Annotated in this window: 12 protein-coding genes and 2 pseudogenes; 3 read left to right on the top strand and 11 right to left on the bottom strand. The window is 58.5% G+C overall.

Going from position 1 to position 15,618, the window contains the following annotated elements:
* Positions 1 to 28: 28 nt before the first annotated feature.
* Both CLU84_RS05300 and ylqF read right to left on the bottom strand, forming a co-directional pair.
* Positions 29 to 2,320 carry a bifunctional diguanylate cyclase/phosphodiesterase gene (locus tag CLU84_RS05300; RefSeq protein ID WP_099736290.1) on the bottom strand — a complete coding sequence of 764 codons (2,292 nt, stop codon included), beginning with the start codon at positions 2,318 to 2,320 and terminating at the stop codon, positions 29 to 31.
* Between the two features lie 110 nt (positions 2,321 to 2,430).
* Complete coding sequence (ylqF, locus tag CLU84_RS05295; protein WP_099736289.1) at positions 2,431 to 3,447, bottom strand: ribosome biogenesis GTPase YlqF; 1,017 nt, start codon at positions 3,445 to 3,447, stop codon at positions 2,431 to 2,433.
* 153 nt (positions 3,448 to 3,600) lie between these two features.
* Here ylqF and CLU84_RS05290 point away from each other — a divergent pair, with 153 nt between their 5' ends.
* Together CLU84_RS05290 and CLU84_RS05285 are read left to right on the top strand one after the other, a co-directional pair.
* Positions 3,601 to 3,825, top strand: a complete 225-nt coding sequence (locus CLU84_RS05290) for a hypothetical protein (RefSeq protein WP_099736288.1) — start codon at positions 3,601 to 3,603, stop codon at positions 3,823 to 3,825.
* The gene (locus CLU84_RS05285; protein WP_099736287.1) at positions 3,822 to 4,040 is read left to right on the top strand and encodes an oxidoreductase-like domain-containing protein; all 219 of its coding nucleotides are present in this window, start codon (positions 3,822 to 3,824) and stop codon (positions 4,038 to 4,040) included. Before CLU84_RS05290 ends, CLU84_RS05285 begins: the two co-directional genes overlap by 4 nt.
* Positions 4,041 to 4,052: 12 nt before the next feature.
* On the opposite strand, the gene CLU84_RS05280 is transcribed toward CLU84_RS05285, so the two are convergent.
* The 6 genes and pseudogenes from CLU84_RS05280 to CLU84_RS05255 all read right to left on the bottom strand — a co-directional run bounded on the left by CLU84_RS05280 (position 4,053) and on the right by CLU84_RS05255 (position 10,869).
* A complete protein-coding gene (locus CLU84_RS05280; RefSeq protein ID WP_233209930.1) occupies positions 4,053 to 5,693 on the bottom strand; it encodes a methyl-accepting chemotaxis protein in 1,641 nt (546 codons plus the stop codon).
* 157 nt (positions 5,694 to 5,850) lie between these two features.
* Positions 5,851 to 7,377, bottom strand: a complete 1,527-nt coding sequence (gene gshA, locus CLU84_RS05275; protein WP_099736286.1) for a glutamate--cysteine ligase — start codon at positions 7,375 to 7,377, stop codon at positions 5,851 to 5,853.
* A gap of 314 nt (positions 7,378 to 7,691) precedes the next feature.
* On the bottom strand, positions 7,692 to 8,603 hold the full coding sequence (locus CLU84_RS05270) for an SDR family NAD(P)-dependent oxidoreductase (RefSeq protein WP_099737873.1): 912 nt from the start codon (positions 8,601 to 8,603) through the stop codon (positions 7,692 to 7,694).
* A gap of 475 nt (positions 8,604 to 9,078) precedes the next feature.
* Complete coding sequence (locus tag CLU84_RS05265) at positions 9,079 to 9,282, bottom strand: hypothetical protein (protein WP_099736285.1); 204 nt, start codon at positions 9,280 to 9,282, stop codon at positions 9,079 to 9,081.
* A gap of 39 nt (positions 9,283 to 9,321) precedes the next feature.
* Positions 9,322 to 10,080, bottom strand: a pseudogene (locus CLU84_RS05260) (IS5 family transposase).
* A gap of 174 nt (positions 10,081 to 10,254) precedes the next feature.
* Complete coding sequence (locus tag CLU84_RS05255; RefSeq protein ID WP_099736284.1) at positions 10,255 to 10,869, bottom strand: LysE family translocator; 615 nt, start codon at positions 10,867 to 10,869, stop codon at positions 10,255 to 10,257.
* A 66-nt stretch (positions 10,870 to 10,935) separates the two neighbouring features.
* Here CLU84_RS05255 and CLU84_RS05250 point away from each other — a divergent pair, with 66 nt between their 5' ends.
* Positions 10,936 to 11,898 carry a LysR family transcriptional regulator gene (locus tag CLU84_RS05250; RefSeq protein WP_099736283.1) on the top strand — a complete coding sequence of 321 codons (963 nt, stop codon included), beginning with the start codon at positions 10,936 to 10,938 and terminating at the stop codon, positions 11,896 to 11,898.
* A gap of 128 nt (positions 11,899 to 12,026) precedes the next feature.
* Here CLU84_RS05250 and CLU84_RS05245 read toward each other — a convergent pair whose 3' ends face one another.
* The 3 genes and pseudogenes from CLU84_RS05245 to CLU84_RS05235 all read right to left on the bottom strand — a co-directional run bounded on the left by CLU84_RS05245 (position 12,027) and on the right by CLU84_RS05235 (position 15,554).
* Positions 12,027 to 13,340, bottom strand: a complete 1,314-nt coding sequence (locus CLU84_RS05245) for a ferric reductase-like transmembrane domain-containing protein (protein WP_099736282.1) — start codon at positions 13,338 to 13,340, stop codon at positions 12,027 to 12,029.
* Between the two features lie 311 nt (positions 13,341 to 13,651).
* Positions 13,652 to 14,274, bottom strand: a pseudogene (locus tag CLU84_RS05240) (tyrosine-type recombinase/integrase).
* Between the two features lie 419 nt (positions 14,275 to 14,693).
* The gene (locus tag CLU84_RS05235) at positions 14,694 to 15,554 is read right to left on the bottom strand and encodes an alpha/beta hydrolase (protein ID WP_099736281.1); all 861 of its coding nucleotides are present in this window, start codon (positions 15,552 to 15,554) and stop codon (positions 14,694 to 14,696) included.
* Positions 15,555 to 15,618 lie beyond the last annotated feature (64 nt).

Below are 15,618 nucleotides of genomic sequence, written 5' to 3'. Positions count from 1 at the left end.
AATGGATACGGGCTTTTTTGCGGGCTTTTCATGTCTTTTCAGCGGCATGTTGAACACCGCCTTGGTCAACGCCCAGCACCTGGGCCAGCCACTGCTGCTCTGGCAGCGGCTTGCCCAGCAGCATGCCCTGCAAAACAATGTCCGGGTTCCACTGGATGAGCTGCAGCGCCTGCTCAGACAACTCCACCCCTTCAGCCACAACCCGCAGTTGCAAGCGACGCGCCATCAGCAGCATGGCCTCAACCAAGGCAGCATCTTTCTCTGATCGGTGGCTACCGCTCACAAAGCTCTGGTCAATCTTGAGTTCATGAATCGGCAGACGCTGCAAGCTATACATGCTGGAGTAGCCTGTACCAAAGTCATCCAGAGAACTCTCTATGCCCATGCGAGTCAATGCCTCGATGCGAGTGCGTGCCTGGTCAAGATCACGTACCACCGCGCCTTCGGTAATTTCCAGCGTCAGCTGGTGCGGATTGGCACCCGTCTCTTGCAGCACCTGCTCCAGCGATGACATGAAGTCCTCATGCCCAAACTGAAAAGCGCTGACGTTGACCGACAGCCGCAGTCCGCGCCCTGCCAGTGCGGGCGTTGCCAGCAGCAGGCAAGCCTGGCGCAGAACCCAGTCACCCAGCCGCACAATCAGCTCAGACTCCTCGGCCACTGGAATGAACTCCGCCGGACTGACAAGCCCCCACTTCGGGTGCTGCCAGCGCACCAGTACCTCAGCCCCCACGCAGCGACCGCGTGCATCGGCCTGGGTCTGCAGATACATGCGCAACTCACCCTGCGGAATGCCGTTGTGCAAGTCTTTGGCGATGCGCACGCGGCGGCGCACATCCTGCGCCATGCGGGGCTCAAACAGCACCAAACTGCCCGGCCCTTTTTGCTTGGCCTCATGCAAAGCCACGCTGGCAAAACGCAGCGCGTCATTGCCACCGCGGCTGGCGGGCTCCAGTACTACCCCACCCATACAGCAGCTGACCAGCTCGGTTTCCACCCAGCTATTGAGGCTGAAGGGCTTTTGCAAGGCCTTCTTCAAGGTGTGCGCATATTGGCTCAGCTGCTCTTCCACACCCTCTGCATGCGGGTGCAAGCTAGCAAAAACAATAGCAAACTCCGCAGCCGCAATACGTGCTATCCAGGTATCGTCGGGCAAAACCTCCACCAGCCTAGCCCCCATCAGCTGCACCAGCTCATCACTGTGCTGCATGCCATGCACATCGTTGAACACCGAGAAGCGGTCCACGTCCAGCAACAGCAGGCCATGGCAGTCGCCCTGCTGGGTATGGATAAGCTCGCGCAGGTGCAAGGTCAGCGAATGGCGGTTGGGCAGACCGGTAAGCGAATCCAGATAGACCAGATCGTGAATGTGGCGCTCTGCCAGCACGCGCTCAGACAAGTCGCGCTTGAGTTCCACGTAGTTGACCACCTCGCCCTGCGGCGTGCGAATGGGCGCGACCAAAACGGATTCACGCAGCGCCTCGCCATTGCTGGCGCGATTGGTCATCTCTCCGCGCCAGACGCTGCCCGCCGCCAGTTGCTTCAGCGCGCGCTGGCGGTGGCTTTGATCCAGACCCATGGTCGAGACCAATTCGGTCGACTGGCCCAGCACCTGCTCGCGCACATAGCCCGAACGGGCCAGAAACGCCTCGTTGACATAGACCACCTTCAGTTCGGTGTCGGTGATGACAATGCTCTCGGGGTTCTGCTCCACCGCACGGTAGAACTTGCGCAACTCGTTCTGGCTGGCCTCCAGGGTCGCCAGCATCGCCTGGCCTTTTTGCACCCTGCGCCCCAGGCTGATGCGCGCCTGCAGACTGATCATCAACACCAGCGCCATCATGCCCGGCACATGAACCAGGCTCAGAAGAGCGGCCGTAGTCTGCATGGCGGGCGACAGACTGAGCACCGGAAAAGACCACCAGAAAACGCCCAACACCGCCACCGATGCCACCAGCATCAACAAGGCAGGGCGCAAGCCCTGCACCCAGACCGTGACCATCAGCCAGGCCGGAAAGGCAATCACCGCCGGACTGTAAAAACCGCCCGCACGCCAGACCAGCAGCAGGGTCAGCAGCCAGTTGCCCCAGACAAAACAGCGCACCACCCAGTCCCACTGCTTGGCACGCGCCAGTCCCATGCAGCCCAGTGACAGCAGCATGATGCCAACCGTAGCGGCCAGTCCCAGCTCGTCCATGGACGGCCCCAGCAGCCACACCAGCGTCATCAACGCCCCGACACCCAGCATCAACAAGCAGCCCAGCCACACCATGCGCCGCATGGGTAACCGGTATCTGGCCTCGACAAAATGACGCTGCATGCAAACCCTTTGGCTGTCGGATCAATTGATGAATGCTAAGGGCTGTTGCCCATTAGTTCAATCCGCCAATCAGGCTTTGCACTCTCAAGCCCTGGTTTCAGGGCCAGATCTCAGGCGCGTGGCTTGCCGGGCTTGAGGCCCTTGCTCGCCTTGGGCGCTGCGGGCTTGTCGCCTGCCGCTTCGCGTGGCTGGCGACGCGCGCTTTTACGCGCCTGGGCCAGCGCATCCTTCTTGGCCTGACGCTCGGCATCCTTGAGCTGGCCCGCAGCCAGCCAGACTTCAAACTCGGCAGGCGTTTCCAGCGTGATGCGGCCAATGGTCACATCACGGAAATCGGTCAGTACCAGCTCGGCCGCTTTTTGCAGGTTCACACGGCCACCGCTCATCACAGCGCCGCGCTTTTTGCCAATCAGGGTCAGCAGCTCATCGTCGTGCAGCGCTGCAATCTCCTCGTCATCCAGGCCCAGCTTGTAGCGGGCGGCCAGCATACCGGCGTAGTTTTTCTGGAGATACAGCAGCAGCTCCAGCACCACCAGCTCTTCATCGTAGGCATTGCGGCCCACGGCACCACTGGCCGCCAGGTTGAAACCGCTTTTCTCGACGATGATGCGCGGCCACAGCATGCCTGGCGTATCCCACAGATAAAAGTCATCGGCCAGCACAATGCGCTGCTCCAGCTTGGTCACGCCAGCCTCGTTGCCGGTCTTGGCCTGGGTCTTGCCGCTCATGGAGTTGATCAGCGTGGACTTGCCCACGTTGGGCACGCCGCAAATCAGCACGCGCATGGGCTTGGCCAGGCCGCCGCGTGTGGGTGCCAGCAGCTTGCACTGCTCGATCAGGCGCTTGGTGGGTGCCAACTCAGAGGCATCAAGCCCGATGGCACGCGTTTCGCTCTGAGCGTTGTACCAGTCAATCCAGGCCTTGGTCTGGGTGGCATCGGCCATATCCTGCTTGTTCAGGATCTTCAGGCGAGGTTTGTGGCCTGTCATTTCCTGCAGCAAAGGGTTGGCGCTGGAGCCCGGCAGGCGCGCATCCAGAACCTCGATGACCACATCAATATCCTTGACGCGCTCCGTGATGGCCTGACGCGTCAAATGCATGTGACCGGGGAACCATTGGATGGCCATAAGCGGAGATCTTTCTTTATGGTGGGCGTAAGGAACAACAGTCAGCGCGCCGCGGCTGCGGTTCGCCTGATTTGCGCAAACACCCTTTTATGTCAGTGAATTCAGGCGCGCAAGGATAATCTCCTCCTGCTTTTCTGACCTGCCAGCTCGTTTATGCCCCTGCCCTCCGCCCCCCAAAAATCCAAAGCCCGCAACGAAATTCTGATCAAGGGTCTGACGATTGCATTGATCGGCATCATTATTTTGCTGGCCCCCGTATTCAAGCCTGAAAGCGGCATTGCCCAGTTGTTTGCCCAGTCGCATATCGTCGGCTGGTTTGCGTTGGTGCTGGGCCTGGCCTTTATCGGCCAGCATCTGTGGGTGCGCTTCAAAAAGTGAGCACCGAGGCTTTGCTTCAACCTCTGACCCAGGCCCGCAGCCAGATTGCGCTCTGGCAAGGCCGGGCAACTCAAGCGTCAGTCACACTGCGCAACCCGCCGCCCGAGCCTACGAGCTGCTGCGGGCGCGGCTGCAACGGCTGCGTGTGGGAGGGTTATTACGGCGCTTTAGACTTCTGGCTGGAAGATGCGGCCGAGGCTCTGGCGGCCGTCTGAGCCCCCATCCAATCAAGCCATTTCAGGCTGTAGCGCAAGCAGGGCATGCGCCTGACCATCATTGTCCATAGCACCTAAAACATATTCCAGATGCGCCAGATCGTCGATGCGAAAACGCCCGGCTCCTGCCTCCAGCCTTTGTGCCTGATGGAATAGCTCGCGTGCAGCGGCGCTGGACTCGGCAACCAGGCCAGCGTTCTGACTGGTCATGTGATCGAGCGCCTGCACGGCATCGCTGATCTGGGCGATGCCCTGATTCTGGGCCTGTGCAGCCTCGGTGATCGACGCAATCAAGCCACTGACGGTACGCACATCGCGCACGATATGCTCCATGCGCTGGCCGGCCTGCAGCGCCAGCGACTGGCCAGACTTCATTTGCTTGGTGGAGTTCTCCATGAGCTGGCGGATCTGCTTGGCCGCCTCGCTGCTGCGCTGGGCCAGCTCCCGTACCTCGGCTGCCACCACGGCAAAGCCACGACCTTGCGATCCGGCGCGTGCGGCCTCGACGGCAGCATTAAGCGCCAGGATATTCGTCTGAAACGCGATACCGTCGATCACGCCCACAATCGCCGCCACCTGCTGGCTGCTTTGCGCCATGTGCTCCATATTGCGTACAACTTCCTGCACCACACTGCCGCCGCTGGCTGCGGCCTCGGCGGCGCTGCGTGCGCTCTGATCGGCATGCCGGGCGCTGTCGGCTGCATGCGTGACCAGGGTGACCATGTTCTCAATACTGCTGACCGTGGCCTTGAGCTGCACCGCCGCATGGGCGGTACGGTCCGACAGATCGCTGTTATCCTGCGCCATCTGGCTGGATGCTGCCGCTACGGCTTCCACCCCGCCCTGCACCTCGCCCACCAGTCCGCGCAGCTGCTGGGTCATCTGCGCCAAGGCCTGCATGAGCTGGCCCAGTTCATCCCTGCGCACACTTTGCGGTGCATAGCTCAAATCTCCCGCGGCAATGGTCTGCGCCAGCTGCACGGCCTCGCCCAAGGGCGTGGTGATGGAGCGAATCGTCGCCAGCGACAGCAGCGCGCCCAGCAATCCCACGCACAGACCCACGCCTGCAGCCATGCGCTTGGCAATGGCACTTTGCTCACGCCCCTGCTGCTCTGCGCTCAGGCGTTGCTGCTGCTGGGCAGCAATGAAGGCATCTTGTGCCTGCACATAGCGCTTAGCCGCGGGTATCAGTTGCTCATCCACCAGTTTCTGCGCTTCCCAGGCCTTGCCCAGGTCGCGTGCCTGATAGGCCTGTTTATAAATTTCCAGCACGGCCTTGCGCTCCTGCTCCACCGTGGCGAGCCCGTCACGGTCCAGCGCGGTCTGGGCATCGGCCTGTACCTGCTGCTGCAAGCCGCTGGCCTGCTCCATCAGTCCGCGCGCCTTTTGCGATAGCTGGGCAATCAAATGCTCTTCCGAGGAGAGCACGCTGGCCAGGGCCGCCTCTACGCTTTGCAGCGTCAGGGCCTGCCAGCGCAGGGCCAGGTTGATGCGCTTGTCCGTAGCCTGCACAGCGGCGCTGACGCGCTGCTCAACATTCTGCAAATAGCCAAACAGCCCGCCTGCCACCAGCACGCTGCACAACAGCAAGCCTACAAACAAGGCCCACATCTTGTGCGCCACGGAAAGATTCTGGAAATTTTTCAAAGACATGCCATATCGCTCATCAAACGCGGGAGCCTGTCGCTACCCGTCAATGGTTACGATATGAAACACAGATGACATCGCGATGACACGGCTTCACCATCCATCAAGAAAAAGCGCCTGCAGCCCAGAGACTGCAAGCGCTTTTTGCTATCAATTGAATGGATTAACGCAGGCTGGCCGGGTCCATATAGCGCTGGCGCCATTCTTCAAAAGTCAGCGTGTCGGCAGCTTCAATGCGCTGCTGCGCGGCCACAGACTCTGCGCTCATCTGCTCAAAACGTGCCTGCTGCTCAGCCGTCCAGGGCATGGCCAGCAAGGTATCGCGCGCCTTGGCGGACTGAGTGGTCATGAACTCGATAAAGCGGCTGTCGTAGCCATCCGCCAGCTCTTGCAGCACATGGGCCGAAGGCGTGGTCTGCGCGTTCTGCACACGGGCCAGCGCCTGCTCCAGCGCAGCCGTGTAATCACCGCTGTTGTGGGCGGCATCCAGCGCCTGTGCATAGGGGCGGCATTGCTGCAGCACTTCAAGTGCCCAGTCGGTCAGCAGCACCTGCTGGCCATTGCGCTCCAGCGTCAGGCCGGGCTCGCGGCCTTGCTCGGCGGCCAGGTGCTGGTTGTGCTTTAGAGCATCAATCTCCTGCGGCGTGTCGTCCGGGCTGTCTGTGTGCAGGCAGTGCAGCAAGAAGACGTCGATCATGCGCATGGTGGCCGGGGCAATGCCCACGGTTTCATACGGGTCGATGTCCATCAGCCGCACTTCCACATACTCCACGCCGCGCTCGCGCAGGGCGTGCAGCGGGCGCTCGCCGCTTTTTACGGTGCGCTTGGGGCGAATGGTGCCGTAGAACTCGTTTTCAATCTGCAGCAGGCCGGTGCCCAGCTGGTTGTAGTCGCCACCGGGGTTGCGCACGCCCAGTTGCTCATAAGCAGCGTAGGGGCGGGTCAGCGCTTCGTGCAGCGAATCGGCATAGCCATCCAGCCCGTTGTAGCTGACGCAGATGGTGGACTGGGCGTCGCTCTGATAACCCAGTCGTCCCATGCGCAGCGATGTAGCGTAGGGCAGATACAGCGCGTCCTTGCCATCACCGAGCGGCTGCAGGCGGTGCTCGCGCCCTTCCACAAAGCTGGGGCACAGCGCGGGCGATGCACCGTACAGGTACAGCAGCACAAAGGCATTGCGGCGGAAGTTGCGAATCAGCGCAAAGTACTGATCGCTAGTCACACCGGGCAGCGACCAGTTGTAGTGAATGCCCGAAATGGTCTGCATGCGGCGGCCATAGCGGTGGCCCAGACCCATTCGGTACACGCTCTTGGAGCGGCCCGAGTGCGAGCTGCCATAGCGACCCAAGGGAATGGTTTCATCCGTGGGCAAGCGGCAGGGCATGCTGGAGTTCCACATCAGCTCGCCGCTCTCGCTCAAATTGCGCAGCACAAACTGGTGGACTTCGGTCAGCTCATCCAGACACTCCTGCACGCCCAGACGCGCGCCGGTAATGAGTTCAAGCTGCGACTCGCTGTAATCGGTGGTGATGTGGGGGTGCGTGAGGGCCGAACCCAGCTCGGCCGGGTGCGGCGTCAGGGCCAGCGAGCCTGTACCTAGCGCCCGCAATCCCTCTTTCTCGATACCGCGACGAATGCCCAGCAGCCGCTCGGCTGAAGGCATGTCCACGGTGGCCTGCGATGTCTTCATTCTTGTTTACCTTATTGGTGAAGACGCTGACGACAAACTTCGTCTGCCCAATCGCGCCCAGTCGGCGAATGATAGAGAAACCGGACCAAACGCGATGGCAGCTGGCCGCTTAACCACGTTTTTCGGCCTGTTGAAGGCGCATAAAGCATGCGCACGAGCCAGTAAATTGTCAGTTTAATCAGCACCAAAATGAAAGCACTCGCTCACTCTCAGACAGAAAAAGCCCTCGCGAGAGGGCTTTTTTCAGCTGTGCTAATCGACAATCCACGCACTTCTTACGCAGCCAACGCACGAGCACAGCGGCACAAACCGGCTCAATGACCATGCGCCTTCATGGCCTTGCCCACTTCAACTTGCCCCTGCACAGCGCCACTGCCCGGCACTTGCTGGCCTTCGCTGGCTGTGACTTCGGCCAGACGCGCAGCCAGCTCCTCGGGTACCTGATCGCCCATGCCCAGGTAGACGCCCTCGGTCATGGTGATGTGCGCAGCCTCAAACCCACCCGCACCGGCACAAAGAATGGTGCGCGTGGGCGCAGTTTCATGGGCCAGCACCAGCATGGCGGGCACCACGGCTTCGGGCTTCAGGGCTTCAAGCACGGGCTCTGGCAGCAGGCCCGCCGTCATGCGCGTGGCCGCCGTGGGGGCCAATGCATTGACGCGAATATTGTTCTTGGCACCTTCAATAGCCAACGTCTGCATCAAGCCCACCTGCGCCAGCTTGGCCGCACCGTAGTTGGCCTGACCGAAATTTCCATAGAGGCCTGTCGATGAGGTCGTCATCACGATGCGGCCATAGTTCTGCTCTTGCATATAGGACCACACGGCCTTGCAGCAGTTGGCAGCGCCCATCAGGTGCACATCGACAACGAGGCGGAAGTCCGCCATGTCCATCTTGGCAAAGCTCTTGTCGCGAAGAATGCCGGCGTTGTTGACCAGAATGTCGATGCGGCCCCAGGCCGTGATAGCCTGCTTGACCATGGCCTGCACGGCGTCAAAGTCCGTCACCGATGCCGCATTGGCAATCGCCTCGCCGCCCGCGGCGCGAATTTCATCGACCACTTTTTGCGCTGCAGTGGCCGAGCCACCCGAGCCATCGACTGCACCACCCAGATCGTTGACCAGCACTTTGGCACCGCGCCGGGCCAGCGCCAGCGCATGCAAACGACCCAGACCACCACCCGCACCCGTCACGATAGCTACACGACCTTGAAAATCCATTGCCATGATGTCCTGCTCCTTGATCAAACCATTGCTTTTAGAGCTTCAATGTACGCGGGCATGTTGCAGCGCAACGTAGCCTTTGCGACTGCTTGCGGGTAAGTCAGGAGACTGCTATTCATTTCAGAGCTTCTTGCACCTGCATTACCTGCACTTCAGATAGAAAACTCATTGGAAACCATCAAAATCAAGCGCAAGCAGCTTTGAAATAAATAGCAAAAAAGCGCTCACTCACTCCCGCTATTCCGGGTAATTAAAGTCGTAAACGCGGGCCTAGCATCCATGCGGCTTGCGAGACCGCTAGCTTCATCGCATCCGCAGCTAATGTCGTAAACCCTCGCGCAGTCGTCAATGGAGCGCAGGCTTAAGGCTCTGCTCGCTTGAGACCAAAAAGCAGGTCAATACACTTCATGTGCGCCACAATGATTACTGTTGCCACAATTTGAGCTCCTAACATACATCTAGTTCTTCAAGGCGTAACTCACATTTTCAACACCTTGTGCCGGAATTCTTCTGCAAGCTCTTTGTTTCGGCCATACCCTTCCATCAAGTCAAGGTATTGAATAAAGCGGCTTGAGAGGTGTAAGTCTGCTCTATCTTGGCATTCATCACGAAACATAAGAGAGCCCCCTACACTCTCCACCATCACGATGTTGGCACCCATGTCAGCTGGTTTGAAATTCATTTCTTTGCTCCATAACAGACCGCATCCTAGGGCCCGTCATCAAATTAGCCAGATGACGGCAGCAGCCAGATGAATTCCACCTAAAAACGCTGCAGCCGTCTTGTCATACCTCGTTGCAATGCATCGGTACTGCTTTAACCGTGCAAAGAAGTTCTCGATCAGATGGCATTCTTTGTAAACGTGCCTGTCATGCACTCGGCTCTCTTTGCGACCCAGGCGGCTTGGAATGACTACCTGCTTGCCTTTCGCTAGCAGGGGCTCAATCACGTGCTCTTGGGCGTCGTAAGCTTTATCTGCGACCACAGCACCAGCTTGGATACTGGCCAGAAGCACATCTGTACCCTCCAGGTCCGAGGCTTGCCCTGGCGTTAAATAAAAGCCAGTTGGGTTGCCCAGCGCATCAACCGTAGCGTGAATCTTGGTGCTCAAGCCTCCTCGGCTGCGTCCGATGGCATGCTTTTGAATCCCCATTTTGCGCCAGCGCTGTGCTGATGAGCGCGCATGATGGTTGCATCGATCATGGCGTATTCGTTGTCGGCTTGGGCGCTGAGCGTTTCAAACACAGGCTGCCAAACACCAGAACGGCTCCAGCGCATATGCCGCGTATGAATGACGCGGAAATCACCAAAGCGCTCAGGCAGGTCTCGCTAGGCGATGCCTGCGCGATAGCGGTAAAGCACCGCGTCTACGAAGAGGCGGTTGTTTTTTTCTGTGAGCACCGACGTGTCTTGCTCTCCCGGGCAGAAGGTTTTTTATGAAATCCCATTGGGTATCTGTCAGGGCATATCTACGAGTCACACTATCAATAACTCAGCAGCTATCAGATTCGATGACACGCCCTAGCAGAATAGGAATGCAATGCTCAGTCTGACGGGGGCTGATCTTGGCTTATTTCAGCGACGCCATGCGACCTATAGCCGTTGTTCACGCATTCGAGAAAGAAAGTGCTGACGATCAACGGACTACGCGTCACTATGAGCCACTAGCTGCACCCAACAGGACGCCAAAAATGATTAAGAGTCCGCCGAAGGATCGGTCAATCCAGTGGCGCACGCCGAGCAAACGCTCACGCATGGTCCCTTCCGAGAAGCAGAGCGCTAGCAACGAAAACCATGCCATGTGTGCCATAGCAATGAAAAGCCCATAGCCAACTTGCACGCTCACAGGTGTACCTGGGCGCACCACCTGTATGAAGAGACTCACGATAAACACCGTGGTCTTGGGGTTCATTGCGTTGGTCAGAAATCCGATGCGCAGGGCCGCAAGGTCTGACATCGGTGCCATTCTCGTATCGTTCAAGTCGCCTACGGACTTGGATCTGAGCATCTTCACGCCAAGATAGATCAGATAGGCTGCCCCCAGCCATTTGATGGCATTAAACAACCACAGAGACTGCTGGATCAGAAGACCCACACACAGCAACGTGTAGGTGACATGGAGCAGTACACCCAGCCCGATTCCCAGGGCCGTCAGTACACCGGCACGCCGGGAAAGCAGCAGGCTATTGCGGGTAACCATCGCAAAGTCAGGTCCAGGACTTGCTACGGCGAGCAAAGTTATTGTGATAACAGCTATCAGTTCAGTCATTCAGAATAAATTCGTAGGAATAAAGATATAACCAATCCTATTGACCTTCGAGATAGATGAATAACGATGTTTTCTGACACAGTTAGTGAGTCTGGCTCACCATTAGATGATTCGCGATTGCCTTCTCTCCTCGCACTGCGCTGCTTTGAAGCCGCAGCACGGCTAGAGCATTTCAGTCGTGCTGCTGATGAATTGCATCTGACACATGGGGCTGTCAGCCGAGCCGTGCGTCTGCTTGAAGATGAATTAGGTGTTGCTCTTTTTGAACGGCGCAGTCGGCGGGTTCATCTAACGAGCGCGGGGCGTACTCTCGCTCAAGCTGTCACTGGTGGTTTTAACCTCATGCGAAACGCTGTCAGCGAGTTGCGCACGAGCGCACAACGAGAGCGACGCTGGGTCCTTTCTTGCGAGCCCACGCTACTTATGCGCTGGCTCATTCCACGGTGGCCGGACTTCCAAGCACGCCATCCAGAAATCGATGTCCATCTCGTTGCTGGAGGCGGGCCATTTTCGTTCGCCAACGGTATCGACCTCGCCATCCGTCGGGACGATTTCGTGTGGCCTTCAAACTATCACGCTCAAGCACTTTTTGCTGAAAGAGTCGGGCCGGTCTGCCGCCCCGAAAAAGTGACAACGTGGTGTACCGCAAAGGGGAGCAATGCAACGCTCGGCCCGAACGCACATTTACTGCACACGCGCACTCGGCCGGATGCATGGAAAAACTGGGCAGCTGTCACGAATAGAACCTTGGCCGTTGAAACAGGACAGAGCTTCGAGCACTTTTACTTTAGCCTTCAAGCGGCGGTCGCGGGCCTTGGTGTCGCTATCGGCTCTTGGCACATGGTTCGGGACGATCTCGACAATGGCTTGCTGGCTGCTCCATGGGGCTTTGTAGAAGACGGTTCACACTACTGCCTCTTTTCGCCGAATTCTTTATGTGACCACAGTCCCCAGGCATCATTGCTTGAATGGCTCAAGGAAATGGCGAAAAAACACCCATCTGAAATGCCAGGGCAGGTAACCAGGTAAATATGACGGTTCTTGGCCGTTTGCGGCTGTCACTATTCGAGCCAATCTAAACCTATGCCGTTGCATTGAGGCACTGGGTCTATGTGGGTAATTGCCTGGGCGAGAGCTCTGTTCGCCCAAGGACTTGTTCAACGAAACTCGAAGTGCTCCCTGTGCAGTTGCCAGGAATCCACTGGCAACGATTGCTTGAGCGCTTGCTCCAATTGCTTGCCCATTGCAGCGGGACCACAGAACCACACCCGCAGTGGTTTGTCGGCTTGATAACGTTGGAGCACCTCTTCGGGACTCCAGCGACGGCCATCAGCAAAAACATCCAGGTGCACATTGGGATTCAGCGATGCAGCCCTTTTCAGAGCTTGAGCTAGAGGATCGTCCGCATGCTGGCATGCGTACTGCAGCCAAGCCTGAGGAGCAAGGCCTTCATTGTGAAACTCTCCCAGCCAAGATAGAAAAGGGGTAGCGCCGACGCCGGCTCCAATCCAGACATTCACGGAGTCATCATCGTGACCAGAAGGCACGAAGCGACCGTAAGGGCCGTCCAGCTCCACAACCATGCCGGGATGTAGACGTGCGGGCAAACGGCGTGTCCAATCGCCCAGTTGCTTGATGTGAAAGCGCACAACGTGATTTTCCTGGTTCGCATCGGATAGTGTGAACGGGTGAGCCTCCTGCTCCCCCGCCAAGCGTAAAAAGGCGAATTGCCCCGCAGCATGGCCCGGCCAGGAATCATCCATGCGGCATTGCACTTCCAGTACATCGCCGAGCTGCGTGAGCGATAGCACGGTTCCCGCATGCGGATAACGTGGCCGCAGGTCACGCTTCAGTTGAATCAATGCAGCCGCGATGCCGAGAATCATTGTCAACGCCAGCAACCAGCCGCCTACACCACTCCAATAGCCAGGAGGAGTCAGCACCATGCCATGGAACACGAGTATCAGATATGCCAGAGGCATGAATCGATGCAGCCAATACCAGCGTTTGTAGGGCACTGCCCGGCGCGCAAGCGTGATGATCAGCATCAGGATCAGTGCATAGAAGGTCCACTCGCCCAAGATTTTGGCGTAAGGCTTAAGGACACTGACCCACTCGGGCACGGGCACTTTGGCCAACCGGCCTGCGCTGCCAATTGCCGTTGCGATGAGAGGCTTTGCCTGCTTGGCCAGCCAATGCGCCAAGCTCAAAGCAATGGCAATGATGCCCAGCCACTTGTGCAGTCGGTAGGCTTTATCCATGCCACCCAAAGGCGTCTCCACCCAGCGAGGGCGCAAGGCCAAAACCATGATGGCCGTCATGGCCCCCAAAGCCAGGATACCAGTGAGCAGCATGCCTTCCTGCCGCATCACCCACAGCAGATCGCCAGGTGGCGACGGTGACAGCCAAAAAGCCTCCACTGCCCAGATCAAAAAGAACGAAGCTAAGACAAGAAGAATGGAACGGCGCAAGACAACACTCCAGTTTGCTCGATTGCCGACAAAACCAGAGTGCGGAAACAGATACAGGCAGTAGCGCTGGATCGTTCACCGCAGACAGCTTCAACACATTCGAGCCTGTTCAAGACTGATCGAAACAAGGCTAACATGTCACTCGCTAGACGCTATCAATGCCTAGCCAATTCGCACAGAAATACTGCCGTTTGTCTGGACAACGATAAGGACCGCTTCTGGCCGGAAGTGCTAGTTCGGCCCGGCAGCGCTTTGCAGTCGTTGAAGGCGGCCACCCGACCGCAGCTTCCGGGGCGGCCGTCAGAGTAACTTCAAATCTCCGTCTGTTCAGAAATCTCAAGGGCATCGTCGACCTCGATGCCCAGGTACCCCACTGTCGACTCCAGCTCGGAGTGCCCGAGCAGCAGTTGCACAGCGCGCAGGTTCTTGGTCCGGCGATAGATCAGTGCCGCCTTCGTCCTGCGTATGGAGTGCGTCCCATATTCCATGCGGTCCAAGCCTAGCTCACAGACCCAGTGACCAAGGATCCGGGCGTACTGCCGCGTCCCAGATGCTGCGAATCGTGTAAGCGGCTTGGAAACAGGAAATCCTCTGGCTTCAACCCAGCTTGCTTGATCCAGACTTGCAAGGCGTCACGGGCAGCCTGCGTGATCTCAAACTGCACCGGACGCTGAGTCTTGTGCTGCATGACGATTGCGCGCGATGCGATCTGGTCCCCATGGCATACGTCCCGGACCTTGAGGGCTACGAGGTCACATCCTCGCAACTTGCTATCGATACCCAAATTGAAGAGGGCAAGTTCGCGCACGCGGCCTTCCATTTGAAGCCTCACACGCAGCGACCAGATGTCCTTGAGCTTGAACGGCACCTTCTGCCCGACGATCCTGCCCTTGTTCCAAGGATCACGATGAGCGGTATTACCTGTGGTTCCAATGATGGTCTCCCATCGAGTTGAGGGAGACACAGAATGCGCTCTTAAGCGGAGCGCCACCAACTCACCTGAGCCATCAGCGACAGGAAGCTGCCACAGTCTTCTCACGGTCAGCTTCCTGGTAGCGCTACCAATTCACCCTCCCGGCCAGAAGCAGTCTTAAAGGCATTCCGTCAGGTGACTGCTTCAGGATGGTCTGAGTCGTTCCCGACTCCGGCGTCCCTTTAAGTCGTTGTCAAATTTCGTGATTACTCTGAAACTTGCCCCGCACTGGCTTGTACCAAGAGAAATCATGTCTTCTTCTGAAGGCAATAAGCCGGCAGGGTAAGCGCCCAAGAGATCGAGAAACCGCGATCGGCACCCCTGGCCCTATGCCTCAAGCCGTTGCATTCATCAATGTGTTGATGCCGCTACGCAGTGACTCACTTGCGCACAAAGGCCACCACGGTCGACAGTATCGGGGCTATCCAGTCCAGGGGCCGAGCCAGGGCGGCAACGGTCGTCACGTGGCCAATGTTGTCAAAAAGCCGCATATCCACCTCGTTACCCCAAGCCCGTAACCGGTTCGCCAGACCGACGGTGTTGCGTTGCGCATCCACCACTGTGTCGTTGCGTGCGGCCAGCAGCAAGGTGCGGGGGGCTTTGGCGTTGGCGTAGAAGATGGGCTGGGAATTCGCCGGGGTTTGCGGCCAGCCAAAAGCAACCCGTACCTCAGGGTCGCCAATCGGCAAAAAGTCGTACGGCCCGGCCAGACCAATCCAGCCCGCAAGGCGACTGGGTGTTAAGCCTAAAGGCGCCAGCCAACGCGGGTCCAATGCCAGCATGGCGGCGTTGTAAGCCCCGGCGGAATGGCCCATCACCATCACCCGCGCAGGGTCGCCGCCCAGGCTGGCTGCATGCGACAAGGTCCACTGCAGGGCCAAGGCGCAATCGCCCAGAAAGCCGTCGTAGTGCACGTGGGGGCTCAGCCGGTAGTCGGCCACCACAGCGATGATGCCGTTGGCTGCCAGGGCTTCGCCCACGAAACGATACTCGGCCCGCTCGCCGCGCGTCCAGTTGCCGCCGTAAAAAAATAGCACCACTGGTGCATTGCCAAGCGCCGTGCCGGTGTCGGGCTGGTACACATCCAGCAGATGCCGCGGATCGTCCCCGTAGGGCACCCCCGTAGGGCCGTGGTAGGTGTCATGGGCCACTAGATGGTCCAACAGCTGGGCACCAGAACAGCCGGACACCAGGGCTGTGATGGCGGAACCGATGCCCATGAGGCCTAGGCGGCGGTTCATAGGGGTGGAAAGTTTAGAAAAAAATGGCATGTACTCTATACGCCACTAAACGCCTTTTGGATTC

The sequence above is a fragment of the Comamonas sp. 26 genome (genome assembly GCF_002754475.1).
Classification (GTDB): Bacteria; Pseudomonadota; Gammaproteobacteria; order Burkholderiales; family Burkholderiaceae_C; genus Comamonas.
The sequence above is the reverse complement of the archived record's forward strand: the minus strand, read 5'-3'. Positions and strand labels throughout refer to the sequence as shown.

Bases quoted from the DNA above. Each gene is read 5' to 3' on its own strand.
- CLU84_RS05300 (WP_099736290.1), bottom strand. From the start codon at position 2,320: ATGCAGCGTCATTTTGTCGAGGCCAGATACCGGTTACCCATGCGGCGC.
- ylqF (WP_099736289.1), bottom strand. From the start codon at position 3,447: ATGGCCATCCAATGGTTCCCCGGTCACATGCATTTGACGCGTCAGGCC.
- CLU84_RS05290 (WP_099736288.1), top strand. From the start codon at position 3,601: ATGCCCCTGCCCTCCGCCCCCCAAAAATCCAAAGCCCGCAACGAAATT.
- CLU84_RS05280 (WP_233209930.1), bottom strand. From the start codon at position 5,693: ATGTCTTTGAAAAATTTCCAGAATCTTTCCGTGGCGCACAAGATGTGG.
- gshA (WP_099736286.1), bottom strand. From the start codon at position 7,377: ATGAAGACATCGCAGGCCACCGTGGACATGCCTTCAGCCGAGCGGCTG.
- CLU84_RS05270 (WP_099737873.1), bottom strand. From the start codon at position 8,603: ATGGCAATGGATTTTCAAGGTCGTGTAGCTATCGTGACGGGTGCGGGT.
- CLU84_RS05265 (WP_099736285.1), bottom strand. From the start codon at position 9,282: ATGAATTTCAAACCAGCTGACATGGGTGCCAACATCGTGATGGTGGAG.
- CLU84_RS05255 (WP_099736284.1), bottom strand. From the start codon at position 10,869: ATGACTGAACTGATAGCTGTTATCACAATAACTTTGCTCGCCGTAGCA.
- CLU84_RS05250 (WP_099736283.1), top strand. From the start codon at position 10,936: ATGTTTTCTGACACAGTTAGTGAGTCTGGCTCACCATTAGATGATTCG.
- CLU84_RS05235 (WP_099736281.1), bottom strand. From the start codon at position 15,554: ATGAACCGCCGCCTAGGCCTCATGGGCATCGGTTCCGCCATCACAGCC.